Origin of the sequence: Streptomyces sp. NBC_01546 (assembly GCF_045208355.1) — a bacterium.
GTDB lineage: Bacteria > Actinomycetota > Actinomycetes > Streptomycetales > Streptomycetaceae > Streptomyces.
In genome coordinates this window covers 7,495,293-7,514,839 of sequence record NZ_CP109379.1, presented here as the reverse complement: position 1 = coordinate 7,514,839, position 19,547 = coordinate 7,495,293, and the positions used below count along the sequence as shown (strand labels likewise).

Sequence of the window (19,547 nt, the reverse complement as noted above, 5' to 3'; positions counted from 1 at the left end):
ACGATGCGCATACGAATCGCTTTCCCGGCCCTCCTGGCCGCAGTCGGCCTCATGTTCCTGACCCCCACCGCGGCGCACGCCCACGGCGACACCGTGAAGGTGGCGGTGACCGGGCAGCGGGACGGCCATGTCACCGCCGACGTCACCTGGGAGAACGACGGGGACGCCGTCGACGAGGCCGTCGCAGCCACCGTGAACGCCGTCAGCGCCGACGGCTCCCGCTCGCTGGGGCCCTTCCGTCTGATCCGCGACGTCGCCGCCGCCCCCGCAGGCTGGACCACCGCCGAGACCCTGCCGCCCGGCGCCTGGAAGGTATCCGTCGACGTGGGGTTCCCGGCCCTCGGTCACGGTGAACTCCAGGTCTCCGTACCCGTGGTGGACCCGGCGCCCACCACCGGCGCCCCGGCGCCGACGACAGCGGCATCCGCGTCGGCATCCGCATCCGCATCCGCATCCGCATCGGCACCCGTGCCCGCGTCCACTCCCGCGTCCGCCGCCACTCCCCCGGCTCCCGCCACGCCGCCCGCCGAGAGCACCGATCACACCGTCTGGTGGACGACGGCGGGCGTGGCGGCGGCAGCGCTGGCCGGCGCCGCCGGCGGCCTCCTGCTGCGCCGCCGACGGGTGCGGCGGATGCGCGCCGCGGCTCAGGGATCCGAGCGGACGTCCGGGTAGAGACCCAGGTACCGGAACGCACCGGACTCGACGCGGTACAGGTGGGCCACGTACCTCCCGCTCAGGACGTGCGTGGACGCGTCGAAGGTCAGCGGCTTGGCCAGACCCCGGTGCTGCGTGCGGAAGATCCGGCGGGACAGGCCCGCGCGGTCACGCCCCTCACCCTCCAGACCGGTCAGGGCCGCGACCAGCAGGTCCACGGCGTCGTACGCCTCCGTGGCCCAGCGGGCCGGCGGTTCCCCGTACGCGGCCCGGTGCGCGGCGGTGAAACCGGCGGCGGCGGGTACGGCGAGGGGGTCGGTGAACAGCGTGCTGAACAGCCAGCCCTCGGCCGCCGGACCGGCCGCAGTGAGGAACGCGGGCTCCATGGCCTGCTGGATGCCCATGCGCGGGCCCTGGAATCCCGCCTCGGCGAGGGCCCGGGCGAGCCGGCCGGCCCGTTCCGGCGAGGTGCCCGCGTAGACGGCGGCCTCGGCCCGGGCCTCGGTCAGGGCGCCGACGGCCCCGGCGAAGTCCGAGCTGCCCGCCGGGATCCGGTGGATGCTCACCGAGCCCTGCGCCGGGGGGCTCTGCTGGAGGACACGGGTGAGCCGCCAGGCGGGCTCCTCCGCTTCGGCGTCCTCCACGACGGCAGTGCGGTGCGAGGGCCGCACCTGCGAGAGGTAGAAGAGGACGGCGGAGCCCAGCTCGTCGTCGATCGGCCGGGTGGCGCACAGGGTCCGCCAGCGGGTCTGGGCCATCTCCGGGCTGCTCGCCGACACCAGGAGCTGGGTGAGGTCCGCGGCGAGGCAGGCCGCGCCGAGTTCCGCGACGGGCGCGTCCCAGGTGGGGCCGGTGAAGGCGACGACCGCGGGGTCCGCGATCAGTTCCCGGGCCGCCTGCGCGGCGCGCGCCGGATCGCCTCCGTCGTCGGCGACGCGCAGGGACAGCCGGAAGGCGGCGTCCGTCCGCGCATTGTGCGCGTCCACGGCGAGGCGCATGCCGCGTTCGTGTGCCCGGCCGGTGGCCTTGCCCTGCCCGGTCAGGTCGGCCTGGAGGGCGAGGGTGTGGGTGGGGAGCTCGCCGGCGGGCGGCGAGGCGGTCCGGCCGGCCGGCCGGCGCGCGGCGAACCAGGCGATCGGCGCGCCCACGGCGGCGAGTGCTCCCCCGGCCGCGAGCAGTCGCCTGCGGGTGAGGGGCCGCCGGGCCGGTGGGACGTCGATCCGGGTGGGCTCGGGGGCGGGCAGGTCCAGGGCCCGGGTGGAGCGTTCGGCGATGAGCCTGAGCAACGGGGCCGGCAGCCAGTCCTCGGTGTGCGCCCCGGGCTCCTCGGCCCGCCCTTCGCCGAGGAGGGCGAGCAACTGCGCGAGCGTCGGCCGGGCTGCCGGGTCCTTCGCCAGGCAGGCGGTGACGGGCTCCCTCAACTCGTCCGGCAGGCCGTCGAGTTCGGGTTCGTCGTGCACCGTACGGAAGACCACCGCCGCCGGGTGCCCACCGCCGAACGGGCCGTGCCCGGTCGCCGCGTACGCCAGCACACAGCCGAGGGAGAAGACGTCGCTCGCCGGGTCCGGCGCCGGGCTTCCCGCCCGGGCGAGCTCCGGCGCCAGGTATCCCGGGGTGCCGACGATCGTGTTCACGGCCGTCAGCGTGGTCGCTCCCGCCGCACGCGCGATCCCGAAGTCGATCAGCCAGGGCCCGTCAGCGGCGAGCAGGACGTTGCCGGGTTTCACGTCGCGGTGGATGAGCCCGGCGCGGTGCACCTGCTCCAGCGCCCGGGCGAGCCGCGCGCCCAGGCTGCGTACGGTCGCCGCGGGCAGCGGCCCGTACCCGCCCACCGCCTCGGACAGCGCGGGACCGGGGATGAAGGGGGTGGCCAGCCAGGGTTCGCGCGCCTCCGGGTCCGCGGCGACCACCGGGACGACCCAGCGCCCGGACAGCCTCCCCGCGGCCTCGGCCTCGCGGCGGAACCTGGCGCGGAAGGCGGGGTCCGCGGCGTGATCGGCGCGGATCACCTTGACCGCCACGAGGGTGCCGGCGGGGGAACGGCCCAGGTACACGGTGCCCATGCCGCCCGAGCCGAGCCGCCCCAGCAGCCGGTTCCCGCCGATCGCGGCCGGATCGGCGGGGATGAGGGGGTGCATCTGCCGCTATCCCGTGGCGAGCGGGGTGGACCGGCCGACGTGGCGCAGCCGGCCGCCCTCGATCCGGTGGAGGTGGTGGATGTTGCCCTTCACCTGCCGGAACTCGTCGAAGGCGTACTCCTTCGTCAGACCGCGGAAGGTGCCCTGCCCGAGGGCGGTCAGCAGGTCGGCCCTGGCCGGGCGGCCGCCGCCGCGTACGGCCGTCACCAGCCGGTCGATGACCAGGCTCGTGGCGTCGTAGGCCTCCGCCGTCCACACGTCGGGGGCCGTGCCGTACGCCGCCTGGTGCGCGCGGGCGACGTCCGCGACCTCGGGGGCCTCCGGGCCGGTGTACGGGGCGAGGAACTGCCATCCTTCGGCGGCCGGTCCGGAGGCGGTGAGGAACTCGGGTCCGGCGAGGGTGTAGTCGGCGGCGCGGGAGCCCTTGAACCCGGCGGCGGCGAGCAGCCCGGCGGCCTTGGCCGCGCCCGCCGGGGTACCGGCGTAGAAGAAGGAGTCGATGCCGTGGGCGAGCATGTCCGTGACGACCGGGGACAGGTCCTCCGCGCCGCGCGGCACGACCCGCGAGTAGAGCGTGGCCTCGGGTGCGACGAAGGCCAGGGTCCGGTTCAGGTGCAGGATCGCCTGCCAGCCCTCGATGTCGCCGGCGCGGTCGCACAGGACGCCGAGGCGGCGCACTCCCTGCTTTCCGGCCAGTTCGAGGTTGACGGCCGAACCCTGGCCCAGGGAGAGGGCGCTGGTCTGGAAGAAGCTGCGCCGGTCGGTGACGCCGAAGCTGGTCGCCAGCGCCGAGACGGTGAGCAGGGGCAGGCCGGCCTCCCCGTACAGCTCCAGGCAGGGGCTGACCGAGGCGTTGCCCGTCGGGCCGATGACGGCGAGCACGTCGCGGTTGGCGGTGAGGCCGGTGGCGACGGCGGCGGACCGGTCGGCTCCGCCCGCGTCGTCGGCGGCGACCACGGCGAGGGTGAAGGGCTTGTCGTCACGGGAGTTGAAGGCGTCGACGGCGAGCCGGACCCCGCGCTCCTGGGCCTGCCCGGCGGCCTTCTGCGGGCCGGAGAGGTCGGCGTGTACGCCGATCAGCCATTGCCGGGGCGCGGGCCCGGCCGGGGTCTTCGGCTTGTCGTCCTCGCGCAGTGTCAGCCAGCCGGCCAGGCCGCCGCCGGCCGCGAGCAGCGCACCGCCGGTGGCGAGGGCGAGGAAACGCCTGCGGGACGGCGAAGGCGCCGGGTCGCTCCCGGGGGCCGGCGCCGCGTCGGGGTCGGCGACGGTCTCGTCGATGCCGGGCAGGGCGAGCAGGGCGGCGGCGCGCTCGGCGATGGTGGCGACGACCGCGTCGGGCAGCCAGTCGGTGCCCTCGCGCGGGGTGTCCTCGGTCAGCGCCTCGTCCAGTTCGCGCATGGTGGGGCGGATGTCCGGGTGCTTGGCGAGGCAGGTCCGCAGCAGCGCGGTGAGCTCCGGGTCGGCCAGGACCTCCGGGCCGAAGTCGGGTTCGTCGTGGACGGTGCGGTAGAGCATCGCGTCCACGGCGCCGGTGCCGAAGGGCAGTCGGGCGGTGGCGGCGTACGCGAGGAGGCAGCCGAGCGAGAAGACGTCCCCGGCCGGCAGTGCGGGGCGCCCCTCGGCCTGCTCGGGCGGGAGGAAGCCGGGCGTGCCGAGCACGGCGTCGGCGGAGGTCAGGGCGGTGTGCTCGCCACCGCGGGCGATCCCGAAGTCGATGAGCCGGGGCCGGTCCATGCCGAGCAGGACGTTCCCGGGTTTGACGTCGCGGTGTACGAGTCCCTGCTCGTGCATCACCGCGAGGGCCTTGGCCATGGCCTTGCCCAGGACGCGTACGGCGCGCAGCGGGAGCGGCCCGTGAGCGGCGACGGCCTCGGCGAGGGAGGGACCGGCGACGAAGGCGGTGGCCAGCCAGGGTTCGGCGGCGTCCGGGTCGGCGCCGGTGACCTGGACGGCCCACGGGCTGTCCACCTGCGCGGCGATGTCGGCCTCGCGGCGGAACCGGGCCCGGAAGTCGGCCTCGTCGGCGTACTCCGCGCGGATCACCTTGACGGCGGCGAGGGCTCCGTCGTCGGTGCGGCCGAGGTAGACCACGCCCATGCCGCCCGCGCCGAGCCTCCCGAGGAGGCGGTGGCCGCCGATCCGGGAAGGGTCCGAGGGGTGCAACCGCTCCATCAGGGCGCCGCCTTTGCGAGTTCCTGCTTGGTGTTCACCATGAGCCTGCTGGTGCCCTGGACGACGAGCGCGTTGAGGGCCGCGTCCGCGAAGCCCTCCGCGCCCTTGCCTGCGACGGCCAGTGTGACGGGCCCGAACTGTCCCTGGGACCAGATGTAGGGCTGGGGTCCGCCGCCCTGCGCGGTGCTGACGTACTTGCCGGACTCGGTGAAGGCGTCCTCCGTCCAGCCGTTCATCTGCTCGCCCAGGTGGAGCGCGCCGCCCCACAGGCCTTTGAGGTCCTCGCCATCGCGCAGTTTCTGGTCGGGGCAGCGCAGGACCTCCTCCATGGCGCGGGCGGTCTCCCAGCCGGACTCCTGGCGGTCGTGGTGCACGGTGACCGTGGCGTTGATCAGGACGCGGCCGTGGCCGTCCTTGGCCGGGATCTGGAAGTAGCGGGTGCTGGTGGCCAGGACGTCGGGGGGCAGGCCTTCCGTCTGCCAGACGCAGTCCTGGTCGAGGACGGGCCAGCGGCGGGGGTCGCTTTCGAAGGGGGTGGCGCGCTCGACCTCGGGGCCGAAGGCCGCCTGGCCGATCACGATCCGGCCGAGGAGGGCCCGGGCCTCGGCCGCCGTCTTCGGCTGCCTGGACTCGTCCAGTTCGGGAACGAGCGGCACGCCGGAGGCGCCGGGCGCGGTGGGCGCCGGGGCACTGCCCGTGCCGGACGAGGCGGATGATGCCGGTGAGGCGGATGGTGTGCGGCTCGCGGCGCCCTTCGCCGCATCCGCGCCCCCGCCCCCGCCCCCGCCCCCGCCCGAGCAACCGGCGAGTACGAACAATCCCGCCACCACGCAGCCGCGGGCGCGCAGCCCGAAGCCCGGTCTGTCTCTCATGTGACCCCCCACGGCAGGGATCGTACCCTCCCCGACCCGGGCACAACTGGCTTATGCACAAGCCTGGTTGGGGATGTTCAGTCGGCTTCCGCGGCTGCGGCTCCGGCACGGGCAGAACCTCGAACCCCCTTGCGAGCGTCCTCGGGGTCATGAACGTGCACGTCGTCACGCCGAAGGCCCCGCGCCGCCGCCGGGTCCTCCCCCGCGTCCCCCGCGTCCGCCGCGGCCGGATGATCGCCGCCCTTGCCGTCCTCGTGACGCTGCTGATGCTGCTGCACGGCTGGGTCCCGGACCGGGGCGTCCACCTCGGCAGCCTCGTCGAGACCTTCCTGCCCTGGACCGCCGCGGCGGTCGTGGCGCTGCTCGCCGCCGCGCTGCTGCGCCGCTCCCGGGTGGCGCTGGTCGCCGTCCTGCTGCCCGCGGTCACCTGGGCCGGTGTCCACGCCGGCACCTTCCTCGACCGGAGCGCCGAAGGCCGGGCGGACCTCACCGTCGTCACCCACAACGTCGACGACGCCAATCCCGATCCGGCGGGCACCGCCCGCGCCCTCGCCGCCTCGGGCGCGCAGCTGATCGCCCTGGAGGAACTCACCCAGCCCGCGCTGCGCGAGTACGAGCAGACGCTCGCCGGGAGTCACCCGTACCACGCGGTGGCGGGCACGGTCGGCCTGTGGAGCACCTACCCGCTGCGGGACACGGCCGCGGTGCCGCTCGTGTCGTGGCGCAGTGCCCTGCGGACCACCGCCGAGACCCCCGAGGGCCCGCTCACCGTGTATGTCGCCCATCTCCCCTCCGTACGCATCCGCCTCGGCTCGGGATTCACCACCGACCACCGCAACGAGGCCGCGGGCCGGCTGGCCGCGGAGCTGGACTCCGCCCCGGCCGGGCGCACGCTCCTGGTCGGCGACTTCAACGGCACCACCGACGACCGGGCGCTGGAGCCCGTGACGGGCCGCTTCCGCTCGGCCCAGGAGGCGGCGGGCGCGGGCTTCGGCTTCAGCTGGCCCGCGCGGTTCCCGGTCGCCCGCATCGACCAGATCCTGGTCCGCGAGCTCACCGTGGTCTCCGCCTGGACCCTGCCGGCCACCGCTAGCGATCACCTGCCGGTGGCGGCAACGTTGCGGCGGTGACGAGGGCGTCGCGGCGTCGGCGGCTGATCGAGTCGGGGTCCCAGCCCGGGCGGGGTACGGATGCCAGCAGCAGCCGGGTGTAGGGGTGCCGGGGGCTGGTGAGCAGGTCGGCGACGGGGCGGTGTTCCACGGTCCGCCCGCGGTACATGACGAGCGCCTCGTCGCAGACGTAGCGGACGACGGCCAGGTCGTGGCTGACGAAGACCAGCCCGATGCCGGTGTCGCGCCGGATGTCCGCCAGCAGGTTGAGCACCTGTGCCTGCACGGACACGTCCAGGGCGGACACCGCCTCGTCCAGGACCAGGACGGCGGGTTCGACGGCCAGGGCCCGGGCGATCGCGGCGCGCTGGCGCTGCCCGCCGGAGAGGCGGCGCGGCAGGGCGGCCGCCTCCCGGTCGCCGAGGCCGACCTGGGCCAGGAGTTCCCTGACCCGGTCGGCGCGGGCCTGGCGGTCGCGCAGGCCGTGCAGGCGCAGGACGCCGTCGATGGTCGCGCCGATGGGGATCCGGGCGTCCAGGGAGAGGTAGGGGTCCTGGAAGACGATCTGGACGGCCTTGGCCCGCGCGAGCCGGGCCGCCTTGCCCCGTACGGACGCGGCCGGCGGCCTGCCCTGTACGAGGATCTCGCCGGCGTCCGGGCGTTCGAGGCCGATCAGCATCCGGGCGGTGGTGGTCTTCCCGGAACCGGACTCGCCGACGATGCCGAGCGCACCGCCCGCCGGCAGGCAGAACGACAGGTCGTCGACCGCGACGACCTCCGTCCCGCCGGTGCGGTAGGTCTTGCGCAGGCCGGTCACCCTGAGCAGTTCCGGGGCGGGTTCGGTGGTCAACTGTCCTCCTTGAGGGTGAGTTCGGCGACGCGGTGGCAGGCGACCTCGGCCGGTCCGTGCCGCTCGAGCTCCGGCGGCGACTGGTCGCAGCGGCCCGGCTCGGCGAACCGGCAGCGGGGTGCGAAGGCACAGCCCGGAGCGGATTCCAGCAGTCCCAGCGGGGCGCCGGGGATCGGGGTCAGGCGGCCGGCCGGGCCGTCGAGGGGTGGGGAGGAGCCGAGCAGACCCGCGGTGTAGGGGTGCCGCGGGGAGGCGAAGAGTTCCGCGACGGGCGCCGACTCCACGATCCGGCCGGCGTACATCACGTAGATCCGGTCGCCGACGGCGGCCGCGAGCTCGATGTCGTGGGTGATGAGGAGCAGTCCCAGGCCGCGTTCGCGTTGCAGTCGTCCCAGGACGGCCAGGATCTCCGCCTGGGTGCTGACGTCGAGGGCGGTGGTCGGCTCGTCGCACAGCAGCAGCCGGGGTTCGGCGGTGAGGGCGGCGGCGATCACGACGCGCTGGAGCATGCCGCCGGAGAGCTCGTGCGGGTACTGGTTCAGATGCCGGGCGGGGTCGGGCAGGCCGACCGCGCCGAGCAGTTCGACGGCCCTGGCGTTCGCCTGAGCCTTGGACCAGCCGTGGACCAGCCGCAGCGGTTCCGTGAGGAAGTCCCCTACGCGGCGTACCGGGTTGATGGCCGCCCGGGGGTCCTGGTAGATCATCGCGGCCTTGTTCGTCCGCACCTCGCGCAGGCTCGCGGGGCCGGCCCCGACCAGCTCGGTGCCGTCGACGCGGACCCGGCCGCCGACTTCGGCGCCCGCGGGGAACAGGCCCAGGGCGGCGCGGGCGGTGACCGACTTCCCCGAGCCGGATTCCCCGACCAGGGCGACGATCTCCCCGGCGGCGACGCTCAGGCGGATGCCGTCCAGGATCGGGCGGGCCATCGAGGGCAGGGTGACGGTGAGACCGTCGTAGGCGAGCAGTGTCATGCGGAGTCCCTCCCCGCGAGCCGGTCGCCGAGGTCTTCCCCGACGACGTTGAAGGCGACGACCACCAGGACCACGGCGACGGCCGGCACCACCGCGGACAGCGGCTGTCCCTGGAGCACGGCGGCCTGCCCCTGGTTGATCATGGCGCCCCAGTCGGGGGTCGGCGGCTGTACGCCCAGTCCGAGGAAGGAGAGGGCGGCGAGGTCGAGCAGGGCGTATCCGAAGTTCACCGTCGACTGGGCGAGCAGGGTCGGGGCGATGTTGGGCAGCATCCTGCGTACGGTGACGAACAGGGCGGAGTGGCCCTGTACTTGATAGGCGGCGACGTAGGGCCGGGCCTTCTCCTGAACGGCCAGGCCGCGTACCAGGCGTGCGGTGTACGGCATGTAGGCGATCGCCATGGCGAGCACGGGCGCCGTCATCCCCTTGCCGAACAGGGCCACCGCGAGGATCGCCAGCAGCAGGGCGGGGAAGGCGAACAGGACGTCGAGCACCCGGCCGGCCAGGGTGTCGACCCACCCGCCGCGCCATGCGGTGAACAGGCCGACGGCGATGCCGATGACGGTGGAGAACACCACGACGGCGAGGGGGCCGGCGAGGCTCGTGCGCGCTCCGGCGATCACTGCGGAGAAGGTGTCGCGGCCGCCCTGGTCGGTGCCCAGCCAGTGGTCGGCGCCCGGGCCCAGGAGGGTGTCGCCGAGCTGCCCGAAGGCGGGGTCCTGCGGCGCGAGCCAGGGTGCGAGGAGCGCGACGAGGACGAACAGGACGAGGAGGAGCAGGCAGGCCCGTTGGAGCGGGCTGCCGCCGAGGGTGCGCAGCCGGGTGAGGGGACGCAGCCGGCCGAGGGGACCGCGGGCCGGGGTCGTGCCGAGCGCGCTCATCGTGCGCTCCCCGCTGCCGCCAGACGCGGATCGATCAGCGGATGCACCAGGTCCACGAGGGCGTTGACGACGACGAACGCGGCCACGACCAGCAGGACGATCGCCTGGACGACCTGGAAGTCGAGCTGGTCCACGGACTGGACCAGCAGGGATCCCACCCCGGACATCCCGAAGGCGGTTTCCACGATCGCGGTGCTGACCAGCATCCCGGAGACCAGGAGCGCGGAGACGGTCACGATCGGTCCCAGCGCGTTGCGCAGCACGTGGCGCCGGATGACGGTGCGCCGCGGTGTTCCCCGGCTGAGGGCGACTTCGACGTGCTCGCGGCGCAGTTCGTCGAGCATCGCCGAGCGGGTCACGCGGGTGACCAGTGCCATGAAGGTCACGGAGAGGGCGGCCGCCGGCAGGATCACGTGGTGCAGCCGGTCCAGTACGCCGGTGCCGTTCCCGATCGTCGGGAACCAGCCCAGCCGCACGCCCAGGACGGACCGGAGCAGGAGGGCGGCGACGAAGGCGGGTGCCGCGGCGCCCACCGTCACCAGGAGCATCAGGGTGCGGTCGGTACGGCTTCCCCGGCGCAGCGCGCCCACGATGCCGGCCCCGGTGCCCACCACGGCGATCATGAGGGCGGAGACCCCGATCAGCAGCAGGGACGAGGGCAGCCGCGACCAGATGACCGAGGCCACGTCCTGGTGGAAGAGGTGGGAGCGGCCGAAGTCGCCGCGCAGCACCCCTTCGAGCCAGTTTCCGTACCGGACGAGGAAGGGCTCGTCGAAGCCGTACTGGTGGCGTATCTCGGCGAGTTCCTGCGGGCTGGGGCTGCGCCCCTTGACGAGGAAGCTCGCCGGGTCGCCGGGCGCCAGGAACAGCGAGGAGAACACGAGGAAGGAGGTCACCAGCAGGGTCGCCGCCATCCCGGCCAGTTTGCGCAGGACCCGCAGGCCGCGGGCCGCCGCGGCCGTCATCCCCTGGCTCCGATCTCGGCCGCCCACGGGTAGTAGAGGTAGGCGATGGACGGCTGGACGCCGGTGATCCGCTTGCCCAGGAAGACGCTCACGGGCTGGGTGTACAGGGGCAGCCAGGGCAGTTCCCGCAGGGCGATGGCCTGGGCCTCGGCGTTGGCCTTGGCGTGCTCGGCCGGGTCGTACGTGCCGATGGCCCGGTCGACGGCGGCGTCGAACTGCGGATCCGACCAGTTGCCGTAGTTGCTGAACGCGCCGGTCTGCAGGGATCCGTACATGTCGAGCGGGTCGGTGATGGACGTGTACCAGAAGGTGAGGAACAGGTCGATGCCCTCGCGTGCGGCCGGGTCGGTGAAGAGGGTCGTGTACTTCTCGGCGGAGACGGAGTCGATCTGCGGCTTCAGTCCGATGGCGGTGGCGGCCTGGGCGACGGCCTGGGTGATGATCGTCGTCTGGGAGTCGAGCGGGCTGGTCGCGATCACGATCTTCTGGCCGGACACTCCGGCCTCGGCGGCGAGCGCCTTGGCCTTGGCCGGGTCGTAGGGGTACTTCGTCAGGTCCTTCAGGAGTGCCTCGCGGGTCCCGGCGGGGGCGTCGGCCCACAGGTTGTCGGTGATGAGGGAGTCGGCGACCTCGCCGACCCCGCCGGCCCCGGCCTTGACGATGCCCTTGCGGTCGATGGCCATGAGCAGGGCTCGCCGCACTCGGGCGTCCCCGAGCGGGCCCTTGAGGTTGCTGACGACCTCGTCGGCGACGGTGGTGTTGCGGCCGAAGTAGAGGGTGCCGGCCTGGCCCGAGCGCAGCCCGGCGTAGGCGTTCGGCGGGACCATCCAGCCGCCGTCGACCTCGCCGCTCTGGAAGGCGTTGACGCGGGTGGTCGGGTCGGCCAGGAAGACGAACTTCACCTGGCCGGACTTGGCCTTGAGCTCGGGGTTCCAGTAGTCGTCGAACCGCTTGAGCGTGAGCGACTGGCCGGAGGTCCAGGAGGCGAAGGAGAAGGGGCCGGTGCAGTTCGCGCCGGTCTGCGGATTGCCGTAGTCCTGGCCGGACTTGGCGAGGGTGGCGGCGGACTCCACGGTGCCGGGGCCGGCGGCGAGGTACTTGTTGAAGGTGGAGTCGGGCTGCGCCAGGGTGACGGTGACCTCCAGGGGGCCCGTCCGGTCGATCGAGGTGACGTTGCGGAACGGGTAGGCCCAGACGCTGGCCGTCTGCGGGTCGAGGTTGCGGCGCAGCGAGGCCACGACGTCGTCGGCGGTGAGCTCCGTCCCGTCGTGGAAGCGCACGCCGGGGCGGATCTGGTAGACCCAGGTGGTGGGGGTGGGGTTGGCGTACGAGGCCGCGAGGTTGGGCGAGGTCGTCAGGTCGGGGTTCCAGCGGAGCAGGCTCTCGCAGACGTTGGAGAGGATCTGGTTCGGCGGGTAGTCGAACGCGTGGGCGTAGTCGATGGTGGCCGGCTCCGCGAAGATCGACCAGGTGAAGGAGTCCACGGCGCCGGCGGGGGCGGGTGTGCGGTCCGTGATCTTGTAGGCGGTGGCGGTGTCCGCCGCCTTGTCCGCGGTACCGCTGCACGCGCTGGTGACGAGCACCGCGGCCGCGGCGAGCCCGGTCGCGGCGGCCTTGTGGATGCGGCGGACCAGGCGGCGGCGCGGCGATCCCGATCGGGGTGAAGACATCGGCTGGCTCCCTGAGGGGTGAGCTTGATGAGGTATGTGGTGCTCCGGGCCCGAGGCCGGTTGCGGACCGGCGGCTCGGCGGGTGGGCGGCTCGGCGGTTGGGCAGCTCGGCTGTCGGGCGGCTTGGCGGCTTGGCGGCTTGGCGGTCCGGACGTTCAGCGGGTCGCGGCGAAGACGAGTTCGCCGTCGACGTAGGTACGGCTCACCCGGGTGTCGGCGATCTCCTCGGCGGGGTGTGCGAAGGGATCGCGGTCGAGGACGACGAGGTCCGCGCACTTGCCCGCTTCGACGGTGCCGGTGACCTCGTCGAGGTGGTTGGCCCAGGCGCTGCCCGCGGTGTAGGCGGTGAGCGCCTGGCTCAGGGTGAGGGCCTGTTCGGGGAAGAACGGCGGGCGGGGCTGGTGGGCCCCGGAGGGGCCCGGCGCCTCGTCGGGTGCGACGCGGTTGACGGCGACGTGGATGCCCCACAGCGGATCGGGGCTGCTCACCGACCAGTCGCTGCCGGCGACGAGCCGGGCTCCGGCCCGCTGGAGGTCCCCGAACGGATACTGCAGGGCTGCTCGTTCGGGGCCGAGGAAGGGGATGGTCAGCTCGTCCATCTGCGGTTCGTGCGCGGCCCACAGGGCCTGGATGTTCGCGGCCGCCCCCAGGCTCGCGAAGCGGCCTATGTCGTCGGGGTGGACGATCTGCAGGTGGGCGAGGTGGTGCCGGTTGTCGTTGGCGCCGTTGGCCGCGCGGGCCGTGGTGAGCGCGTCGAGCACTTCCCGTACGGCGCGGTCCCCCAGCGCGTGGAAGTGGATCTGGAAGCCCGCGCGGTCGAGCCGGGACACGGCCTCGGTGAGCAACTCCGGTTCGATGAAGCTGAGTCCGGAGTTCCCGGTGGCGCAGCCGCAGCCGTCGAGGTAGGGCTCCAGCAGGCCGGCCGTGAAGTTCTCGGCGATGCCGTCCTGCATGATCTTCACGCTCGTGGCGTTGAAGCGGCCCGCCCGGCCGGTGCGGCGGCGCTCCTCCAGTTCGGGGATCTGCTCCAGGCCGCGTTCGCGGTCCCACCACAGGGCTCCGACGACGCGGGCGCGCAGGGCGCCCTCGCGTGCGGCGCGCAGGTAGACGCCGTAGTTGTCGGGGTGGCCGGGGAAGGCGCCGATCATGGCGTCCTGCCAGCTGGTCACGCCGAGGGAGAACAGGTGCTCCTGCGCGGCGAGCAGGCCGGCGTACGCCTCGTCCGGTGTGGCGAGGGGTACGTGGCGGGCCACCAGCTCCATGGCGCCCTCCTGGAGGGTGCCGGCCGGGGTTCCGTCCGCCTCCCGCTCGATCCGGCCGTCCGCCGGGTCGGGGGTGGTGCGGTCGACGCCCGCGAGGTGGAAGGCGCGGGTGTTGGCCCAGGCGCCGTGGCCGTCCCGGTTGGTGAGCATGACGGGCCGGTCCGGCACCACCGCGTCGAGCATGGCGCGGGTGGGGGTGCCCCCGGGGAAGACGTCCATCGACCAGCCGCCGCCGCGGATCCAGGCCGCGTCGGGGTGGTCCTTGGCGTAGGCGGCCACCACGGCCAGGTAGCCGTCGATGGACCGCTCCTCGCTGAGGTCGCAGCCCAGCATCTGGACGCCGGCCACGACCGGGTGGACGTGGGCGTCCTGGAATCCGGGGAGGAGCAGACCGCCCGCGAGGTCGACGACCTCGGTGTTCCCGTCCGCCAGCGAGCGCACGGTGCCCGCGTCGGCGACGGCGAGGATCCGGCCGTCCGCCACGGCGACGGCCGCTTCCACGGGGGCCGGTCCGGTTCCGGTGAAGACCTTCCCTCCGACGAAGACGGTATCGGCCCGCTGCCCGGTCCGCTGCTGCCTGTTGTGGGCCATCGACGCATCCTCCGGCTCGGCGGGCAGACCCGCACGGCGTGTTCGTTGAGGAGGAGTGAACGGGAGCGCAACATTGTTGTCAACGGTGTTGCGCTCGCTCTGTTCCACATCGTTACACTGGCCGCACCATGCCGAAGTCATCCGACACCCCCGCCCGGTCCAAGCGCTCGGGCAGTCAGCTCACACCCGACGCGATCATCGAAGCGAGCCTGCGCATCGCGGCTCGCGGCAGCGAGGACGCCTTCACCGTCCGCCGTCTCGGCGAGGAGCTCGGCGCCGACCCCACGGCGATCTACCGGCACTTCCGCGACAAGGACGAGCTGCTGCTCTCCGTGGCCGACCGCACGCTCGGCGAGGTGCTCGACAGCATCCCCGAGGGGCTCGGCTGGAAGGACCGGCTGCGCGCCCTCGCGGCCGGTTCCCTCGACGTCGCGCTCAAGTACCCGGTGGTCGGGTCGACCATGGCCAGCCGGACCACGCGCAGGCCCAACGAGTTCCGGGTCGTCGAACTCATCCTCGGCGCCGTCATGGAGGCGGGCCTGGACGGCGCGGAGGCCGCCGTCCACTACCGCATGGTCGGCGACTCGCTCCTCGCCTTCGTCGGCCAGCGCGCCGCCTACCTGCTCTTCGACCCGGACATCAGGGCGGCCGACGAGTCCTCCTGGAGCCGCGAGTACCGCCTGGTCGACGCCATGGGATTCCCGAACATCACCCGGCTCAGGACCGAGCTGGCCGAGGTGACGGACGAACAGATCTTCCTGGCCCGGGTCGAGGCACTGATCACCTCGATCGAGAAGCGGGTCGAGACGCTCCGCGACGCCTAGGCCCTGTCCGGACGACAGGACCTAGGCCGAGTCCGGCAGCCGGCTCAGGCGCCCGGGGTCAGCCGCTCCCACAGGAAGGTGTGCACGAGCGCCTCGTTGAACGCCGTCTGCTCGTGGTCGGTGGCCCCGGAGTGGCCGCCGCCCAGGTGCTCGTGGAAGAGGACGGGGTGCCCGAACTCGCGCAGCCGGGCGGCCATCTTGCGGGCGTGCCCGGGGTGGACGCGGTCGTCGCGGGTCGAGGTGAGCAGCAGCAGGGGCGGGTACGCAGGACCCCCGGCGCGGATCCGGTGGTAGGGGGAGATCCCCTCCAGGTGGGGCCGGTCGGCGGGGTTCTCCGGGTCCCCGTACTCGGCGGTCCAGCTGGCGCCCGCGAGCAGCCGGTGGAAGCGGAGCATGTCCATCAGCGGCACGTGCGCGACGACGGCGCCGAAGAGTTCCGGGTCGCGGGTGAGCATCGCGCCCATGAGGAGGCCGCCGTTGCTGCCGCCCTCGATCCCCAGCTGGGCCGGGGTGGTGATGCCGCGGGCGGTGAGGTCCCGGGCCACGGCGGCGAAGTCCTCGAAGGCCCTGACCCGGTTCGCCCCGAGGGCCGCCCGGTGCCAGCCCGGCCCGTACTCGCGTCCGCCCCGGATGCCCGCGACGACGTACGTGCCGCCGCGCGCGAGCCAGGCCCGGCCGGTGACCGCGCTGTACTGCGGGACCATGGAGATCTCGAAGCCGCCGTACCCGTACATCAGGGTGGGCCCGGGACCGGGCCGGTCCTCGGGCCCGACGACGAAGTACGGGACCCTGGTGCCGTCCGCGGAGACCGCGAAGTGCTGGCGCACGGCGAGACCGGCGGTGTCGAACAGCGCCGGTCCGCGCTTCACGCTCTCGCCCGCGTCCCCGCCCGCGCTGCCCCGGTAGAGGGTGGACGGCTGGAGGTAGCCGGAGACGTTCAGGAAGTACTCGTCGCTCACGTCCGGGTCCGTGCAGGTGACGGAGGCCGTGGACAGCGGCGGTACCCCGGCCAGCGGTGCGCGCCGCCAGCCGTCCGGTCCCGGTCCCGGAGTCAGGAGCTCCATCCGGGAGGAGACGTCGGCGCGGGTGGTGAGGATCAGGTGGTTGCGGGTCCAGCTCCACCCGGCGAGCGCGGTGTGCTCGTCCGGGGTGAACAGCACCGCCGCCTCCCGCTCCCCCGCCCGGAAGGCGTCGAAGTCGAAGGCGAGCAGCGTGCCCGCGTCGTGGCCGAGCCACGGAGACTTCGGGGCGACGAGCAGCCACTCGCGGTGGACGGAAGTGCCGGCGTCGTCCGGTACCTCGATCTTCTCGGGCTCCGCGGCCGATCCGTCCTCGGGGCGGAGGAACAGCTCCTGGTTCCAGAAGTCGATCTGACGGTGAAGGAAGTCGCGTTCGAAGCCCGGGGTGTCGTCGTGCCAGCCGGAGGCCGAGATGTCGGAGGGCCGGCCCTCGTGGACGAGTTCGGCGTCCGTCAGGGGGGTGCCGCGCCGCCAGCGGCGTGCCTGGAGCGGGTAACCGGACCCGGACATCGAGCCGGGACCGAAGTCGGTCCCGATCCAGACCCGGTCGCGGTCGATCCACCCGATCGTGGTCCTGGCCTCCGCGACCTCGAATCCGCCCTCGACGAACTCCAGGGTCTCCAGGTCGAACTCGCGCACCACGCAGGCGTCCGCCCCGTCCCGCGACAGCAGCACCAGGGCGTGCCGGTAGTCGGGGCCCAGGACCCTGCTGCCCGCCCAGGCCCACTTCTCCCCCTCCGCCTCGGCCAGTGCGTCGAGGTCCAGGACCGGCTCCCAGGCCGGCCGGTCCTTGACGTACTCCTCCAGCGTGGTGCGCCGCCACAGCCCGCGTACGTGGTCGGCGTCCTGCCAGAAGTTGTAGAGGTGGCGGCCGCGGCGGACGACGTAGGGGATCCGGCCGTCGTCGTCGAGGACCTCGCGGATCGTGCTCTCCAGCACCTTGAACCCGGGGGTCCCGGTCAGCGCGGCGACGGTCTCGTCGTTGCGCTCGCGGACCCAGCCGAGGGCGGCCTCGCCGGTGACGTCTTCGAGCCAGAGGTACGGGTCTTCATCGCTCATCCGCCGATTGTGCATGACGTGCGGCACTGGTCAGGGCGAGAGCCCGAGGCTGGCAGCGCGCAGGGCCGTGCGCACCGACCAGATCACCGAGACCAGCGGGACCGCGACGACCGCTCCCACCACTCCGGCGGCGATGGCGCCCGCGATCACCGAGATCGCCACCACCAGCGGGTGCAGCCGCACCGCCCAGCTCATCACCAGCGGATGCAGCAGGTGCCCCTCGAGCTGGCCGATGACCACGATCAGCAAGACCACCAAGCCCGCGACCAGCGGCCCCTTCGCTGCCAGGGCGACCACCGCGGCGACGCCGAGTGCGATCGGGGAGCCGATGAGGGGGACGAAGGCCGCGAAGAACTCCAACAGTGCCAGCGGGACGGCCAGCGGGACCCCGAGCAGGTACAGGGCCACTCCGACGAGGACCGCGTTCGTCGCCGCCACCAGCACGATCCCGTGGGTGTAGCCGGTGAACGTGCGCCATGCCGCCCGCCCGGCGACCGCCACCCTCTCGCGGGCCGTCTCGGGGAGCTGCGCGCAGAACCAGGACCACTGGCGGTCGCCGCCGTGCAGGAAGAAGACGGAGGAGAAGACGGCGAGGACGAGGACGGTGAGCACCTGCACCAGGTGACCGGCTCCGCTGAGCGCCGTACTGAGCAGGGTCGAGCGGTGGCTCGACAGGTACTGCCCGACGCGGGACTGCACGTTCGAGAGCGCCCCCGGGTCGAGCCTGAAGGGCGGCTGCTCCAGCCACTGCTCGATGTGGCCCAGGCCCTCGCGGAACTCCCGTACGAGGGTGGTGCTCTCCCCCGCCACCGCCGCGCCCACCAGCGCTAGCACGCCCAGCAGCAGCGCCGCGCTGCCGAGCAGGCACACGGCGACCGCCACGGACCGGGGCAGTACGCGTGCCAGCCGCCCGGTGGGGACGGAGAGCAGCGCCGTGACGACGAGGCCGAGGAATAGCGCCACGCCGATCTCGTGGAAGCGGCCCAGGACGGCGAAGACCGCGTAGACGGCGGCGCCCACGACCAGCAGACGCCAGGCGTACGACGCGGCCGTACGAAGGGAGGCTGACACCGGCGGCATGACCCATGGGTGCCACCGCGGCCCGCAGATGGCACGCGCGCGGCCTCGGATTGGCCCGTCCGGGGCGGATAATCCGTTGCCGAGGCGGAGCCGAGCGCCGACGATGGCCCCTCGTGAGTACCTCCCGCTGGGCCGCCGTGCTGCCCGACTTCGCACCGTGGCGTTCCAGCCGCGATTTCCGGCTGCTGTTCTACCAGGGCACGGTCACGTTCTTCGGCTCGTTCATGGCCATGATCGCGCTGCCGCTCCAGATCAAACACCTGACCGACTCGCCGCTGGCCGTCGGCGCGATGGGCGCGGTGGAGCTCGTTCCGCTGGTGGTCTGCGGGCTGTACGGGGGCGCACTCGCCGATGCCGTCGACCGGCGTCGGCTGATCCTGCTGACCGAGGCCGGGCTCGGGGTGCTCGCGCTGGTGCTGCTGGTGAACGCGGTGCTGCCGAGCCCGCTGCTGTGGCCTCTGTACGTGGTGGCCGCCGGTGTCTCGGCGCTGACCGGACTTCAGCGGCCGGCCCTGGACTCGCTGATGGCACGGATCGTGCCGCACGACCAGTTGACGGCCGCCGCCGCGCTCAACGGGCTGCGCTACCAGTTCGGTGCGATCGCGGGTCCGGCGCTGGCCGGCCTGGTCGTCGCCTACGCCGGGTACGCCTCGGCCTACTCGGTCACCGTCGCCGGATTCCTGGTCTCCGTACTGCTGTGCCTGCGGCTCGCGCCGGCTCCGCCCGTGGGGGACGCCGAGCGCCCCTCGCTGCGCGGGATAGCCGAGGGCGCGCGCTACGCGTGGAGCCGTCCCGTGCTGCTCGGCACGTACGCCGTCGATCTCGCGGCGATGTTCTTCGCGTTCCCGAACGCGATCTTCCCGTTCCTCGCGGACGAGCTCGACGCGGAGTGGGCCCTGGGCCTGATGTACGCGGCGGGTGCGGTGGGCTCGCTGGTGCTGGGGCTGACCAGCGGCTGGGTGTCGCGGGTACGGCGGCACGGGCTGCTGGTGGTGTGCGGGGCCGCGGTGTGGGGGCTGGCGGTCGCGGCCGCGGGCTGGTTCCCGGACATCTGGCTGGTGCTGCTGTGCCTGGCGGTGGCGGGCGCCGGCGACATGCTCAGCGGGCTGGGGCGGGCCACGATCTGGAACCAGACGATCCCCGAGGGGCTGCGGGGCCGGCTCGCCGGCATCGAGGTGCTCTCGTACAGCGTCGGCCCGCAGCTCGGACAGGTCCGGGCGGGCACCATGGCCGGCTGGACCGGCACCCGCTCGGCCTTCTGGAGCGGCGGTCTGGCCTGCGTGGCGTCGGTGGCCGTGCTGGCGGCTCTGCTGCCGAAGCTGATCTCCTACGACGCGGACACCGACGAGGACGCGCTGCGCCGCCGGGCGTCCCGGGAGTCGGGGTCGGAGGCGGACACCTCGGCCGTGGTGCTGTAGGAGACTCGG

General features: G+C 73.6%; 15 protein-coding genes. 4 read left to right on the top strand and 11 right to left on the bottom strand.

Going from position 1 to position 19,547, the window contains the following annotated elements; all coding sequences use genetic code 11:
- Positions 1-3 precede the first annotated feature (3 nt).
- Positions 4-675 (top strand): hypothetical protein, encoded by a 672-nt coding sequence (locus OHA89_RS34290; protein ID WP_266611717.1) that lies wholly within the window; start codon positions 4-6, stop codon positions 673-675.
- On the opposite strand, the gene OHA89_RS34285 is transcribed toward OHA89_RS34290, so the two are convergent.
- From OHA89_RS34285 to OHA89_RS34275, 3 genes are read right to left on the bottom strand one after another with little or no spacing between them, the layout of a single operon-like run.
- Positions 648-2,795 carry a bifunctional serine/threonine-protein kinase/ABC transporter substrate-binding protein gene (locus OHA89_RS34285; RefSeq protein WP_406367843.1) on the bottom strand — a complete coding sequence of 716 codons (2,148 nt, stop codon included), beginning with the start codon at positions 2,793-2,795 and terminating at the stop codon, positions 648-650. The two genes, OHA89_RS34290 and OHA89_RS34285, sit on opposite strands and share 28 nt — an antisense overlap.
- Positions 2,796-2,801: 6 nt before the next feature.
- Positions 2,802-4,967: a bifunctional serine/threonine-protein kinase/ABC transporter substrate-binding protein gene (locus tag OHA89_RS34280; protein ID WP_266611715.1), complete on the bottom strand. Its 2,166-nt coding sequence runs from the start codon at positions 4,965-4,967 to the stop codon at positions 2,802-2,804.
- On the bottom strand, positions 4,967-5,839 hold the full coding sequence (locus tag OHA89_RS34275) for a hypothetical protein (protein WP_266611713.1): 873 nt from the start codon (positions 5,837-5,839) through the stop codon (positions 4,967-4,969). Before OHA89_RS34275 ends, OHA89_RS34280 begins: the two co-directional genes overlap by 1 nt.
- Positions 5,840-6,069: 230 nt before the next feature.
- On the opposite strand from OHA89_RS34275, the gene OHA89_RS34270 reads away from it, so the two are divergent.
- On the top strand, positions 6,070-6,969 hold the full coding sequence (locus OHA89_RS34270) for an endonuclease/exonuclease/phosphatase family protein (protein WP_406368700.1): 900 nt from the start codon (positions 6,070-6,072) through the stop codon (positions 6,967-6,969).
- Here OHA89_RS34270 and OHA89_RS34265 read toward each other — a convergent pair.
- From OHA89_RS34265 to OHA89_RS34240, 6 genes are all read right to left on the bottom strand, one after another.
- Positions 6,929-7,798, bottom strand: a complete 870-nt coding sequence (locus tag OHA89_RS34265) for an ATP-binding cassette domain-containing protein (RefSeq protein WP_266611709.1) — start codon at positions 7,796-7,798, stop codon at positions 6,929-6,931. The genes OHA89_RS34270 and OHA89_RS34265 overlap by 41 nt on opposite strands.
- Entirely contained in the window at positions 7,795-8,769 is a 975-nt protein-coding gene (locus OHA89_RS34260) for an ABC transporter ATP-binding protein (RefSeq protein WP_266611708.1), read from the bottom strand. Before OHA89_RS34260 ends, OHA89_RS34265 begins: the two co-directional genes overlap by 4 nt.
- Positions 8,766-9,650: an ABC transporter permease gene (locus OHA89_RS34255; RefSeq protein ID WP_266611706.1), complete on the bottom strand. Its 885-nt coding sequence runs from the start codon at positions 9,648-9,650 to the stop codon at positions 8,766-8,768. The genes OHA89_RS34260 and OHA89_RS34255 overlap by 4 nt, the downstream gene beginning before the upstream one ends.
- A complete protein-coding gene (locus OHA89_RS34250; protein ID WP_257558370.1) occupies positions 9,647-10,615 on the bottom strand; it encodes an ABC transporter permease in 969 nt (322 codons plus the stop codon). Before OHA89_RS34250 ends, OHA89_RS34255 begins: the two co-directional genes overlap by 4 nt.
- On the bottom strand, positions 10,612-12,285 hold the full coding sequence (locus OHA89_RS34245; protein ID WP_406367842.1) for an ABC transporter substrate-binding protein: 1,674 nt from the start codon (positions 12,283-12,285) through the stop codon (positions 10,612-10,614). The genes OHA89_RS34250 and OHA89_RS34245 overlap by 4 nt, the downstream gene beginning before the upstream one ends.
- A gap of 155 nt (positions 12,286-12,440) precedes the next feature.
- Positions 12,441-14,138 (bottom strand): amidohydrolase, encoded by a 1,698-nt coding sequence (locus OHA89_RS34240; RefSeq protein ID WP_266611703.1) that lies wholly within the window; start codon positions 14,136-14,138, stop codon positions 12,441-12,443.
- Between the two features lie 128 nt (positions 14,139-14,266).
- Between OHA89_RS34240 and OHA89_RS34235 the strand changes: the two genes are divergently transcribed.
- Positions 14,267-14,962: a TetR/AcrR family transcriptional regulator gene (locus tag OHA89_RS34235; protein WP_257558364.1), complete on the top strand. Its 696-nt coding sequence runs from the start codon at positions 14,267-14,269 to the stop codon at positions 14,960-14,962.
- Positions 14,963-15,006: 44 nt separating this feature from the next.
- On the opposite strand, the gene OHA89_RS34230 is transcribed toward OHA89_RS34235, so the two are convergent.
- Both OHA89_RS34230 and OHA89_RS34225 read right to left on the bottom strand, forming a co-directional pair.
- Positions 15,007-17,040: a prolyl oligopeptidase family protein gene (locus tag OHA89_RS34230; RefSeq protein ID WP_266611702.1), complete on the bottom strand. Its 2,034-nt coding sequence runs from the start codon at positions 17,038-17,040 to the stop codon at positions 15,007-15,009.
- Between the two features lie 30 nt (positions 17,041-17,070).
- The gene (locus OHA89_RS34225) at positions 17,071-18,120 is read right to left on the bottom strand and encodes an AI-2E family transporter (RefSeq protein ID WP_266611701.1); all 1,050 of its coding nucleotides are present in this window, start codon (positions 18,118-18,120) and stop codon (positions 17,071-17,073) included.
- A gap of 113 nt (positions 18,121-18,233) precedes the next feature.
- Here OHA89_RS34225 and OHA89_RS34220 point away from each other — a divergent pair, with 113 nt between their 5' ends.
- Complete coding sequence (locus OHA89_RS34220) at positions 18,234-19,538, top strand: MFS transporter (RefSeq protein WP_266611699.1); 1,305 nt, start codon at positions 18,234-18,236, stop codon at positions 19,536-19,538.
- Positions 19,539-19,547: the final 9 nt, after the last annotated feature.

Bases quoted from the DNA above. Each gene is read 5' to 3' on its own strand.
- OHA89_RS34290 (WP_266611717.1), top strand. From the start codon at position 4: ATGCGCATACGAATCGCTTTCCCGGCCCTCCTGGCCGCAGTCGGCCTC.
- OHA89_RS34285 (WP_406367843.1), bottom strand. From the start codon at position 2,795: ATGCACCCCCTCATCCCCGCCGATCCGGCCGCGATCGGCGGGAACCGG.
- OHA89_RS34280 (WP_266611715.1), bottom strand. From the start codon at position 4,967: ATGGAGCGGTTGCACCCCTCGGACCCTTCCCGGATCGGCGGCCACCGC.
- OHA89_RS34275 (WP_266611713.1), bottom strand. From the start codon at position 5,839: ATGAGAGACAGACCGGGCTTCGGGCTGCGCGCCCGCGGCTGCGTGGTG.
- OHA89_RS34270 (WP_406368700.1), top strand. From the start codon at position 6,070: ATGATCGCCGCCCTTGCCGTCCTCGTGACGCTGCTGATGCTGCTGCAC.
- OHA89_RS34260 (WP_266611708.1), bottom strand. From the start codon at position 8,769: ATGACACTGCTCGCCTACGACGGTCTCACCGTCACCCTGCCCTCGATG.
- OHA89_RS34255 (WP_266611706.1), bottom strand. From the start codon at position 9,650: ATGAGCGCGCTCGGCACGACCCCGGCCCGCGGTCCCCTCGGCCGGCTG.
- OHA89_RS34250 (WP_257558370.1), bottom strand. From the start codon at position 10,615: ATGACGGCCGCGGCGGCCCGCGGCCTGCGGGTCCTGCGCAAACTGGCC.
- OHA89_RS34245 (WP_406367842.1), bottom strand. From the start codon at position 12,285: ATGTCTTCACCCCGATCGGGATCGCCGCGCCGCCGCCTGGTCCGCCGC.
- OHA89_RS34240 (WP_266611703.1), bottom strand. From the start codon at position 14,138: ATGGCCCACAACAGGCAGCAGCGGACCGGGCAGCGGGCCGATACCGTC.
- OHA89_RS34235 (WP_257558364.1), top strand. From the start codon at position 14,267: ATGCCGAAGTCATCCGACACCCCCGCCCGGTCCAAGCGCTCGGGCAGT.
- OHA89_RS34230 (WP_266611702.1), bottom strand. From the start codon at position 17,040: ATGAGCGATGAAGACCCGTACCTCTGGCTCGAAGACGTCACCGGCGAG.
- OHA89_RS34225 (WP_266611701.1), bottom strand. From the start codon at position 18,120: ATGCCGCCGGTGTCAGCCTCCCTTCGTACGGCCGCGTCGTACGCCTGG.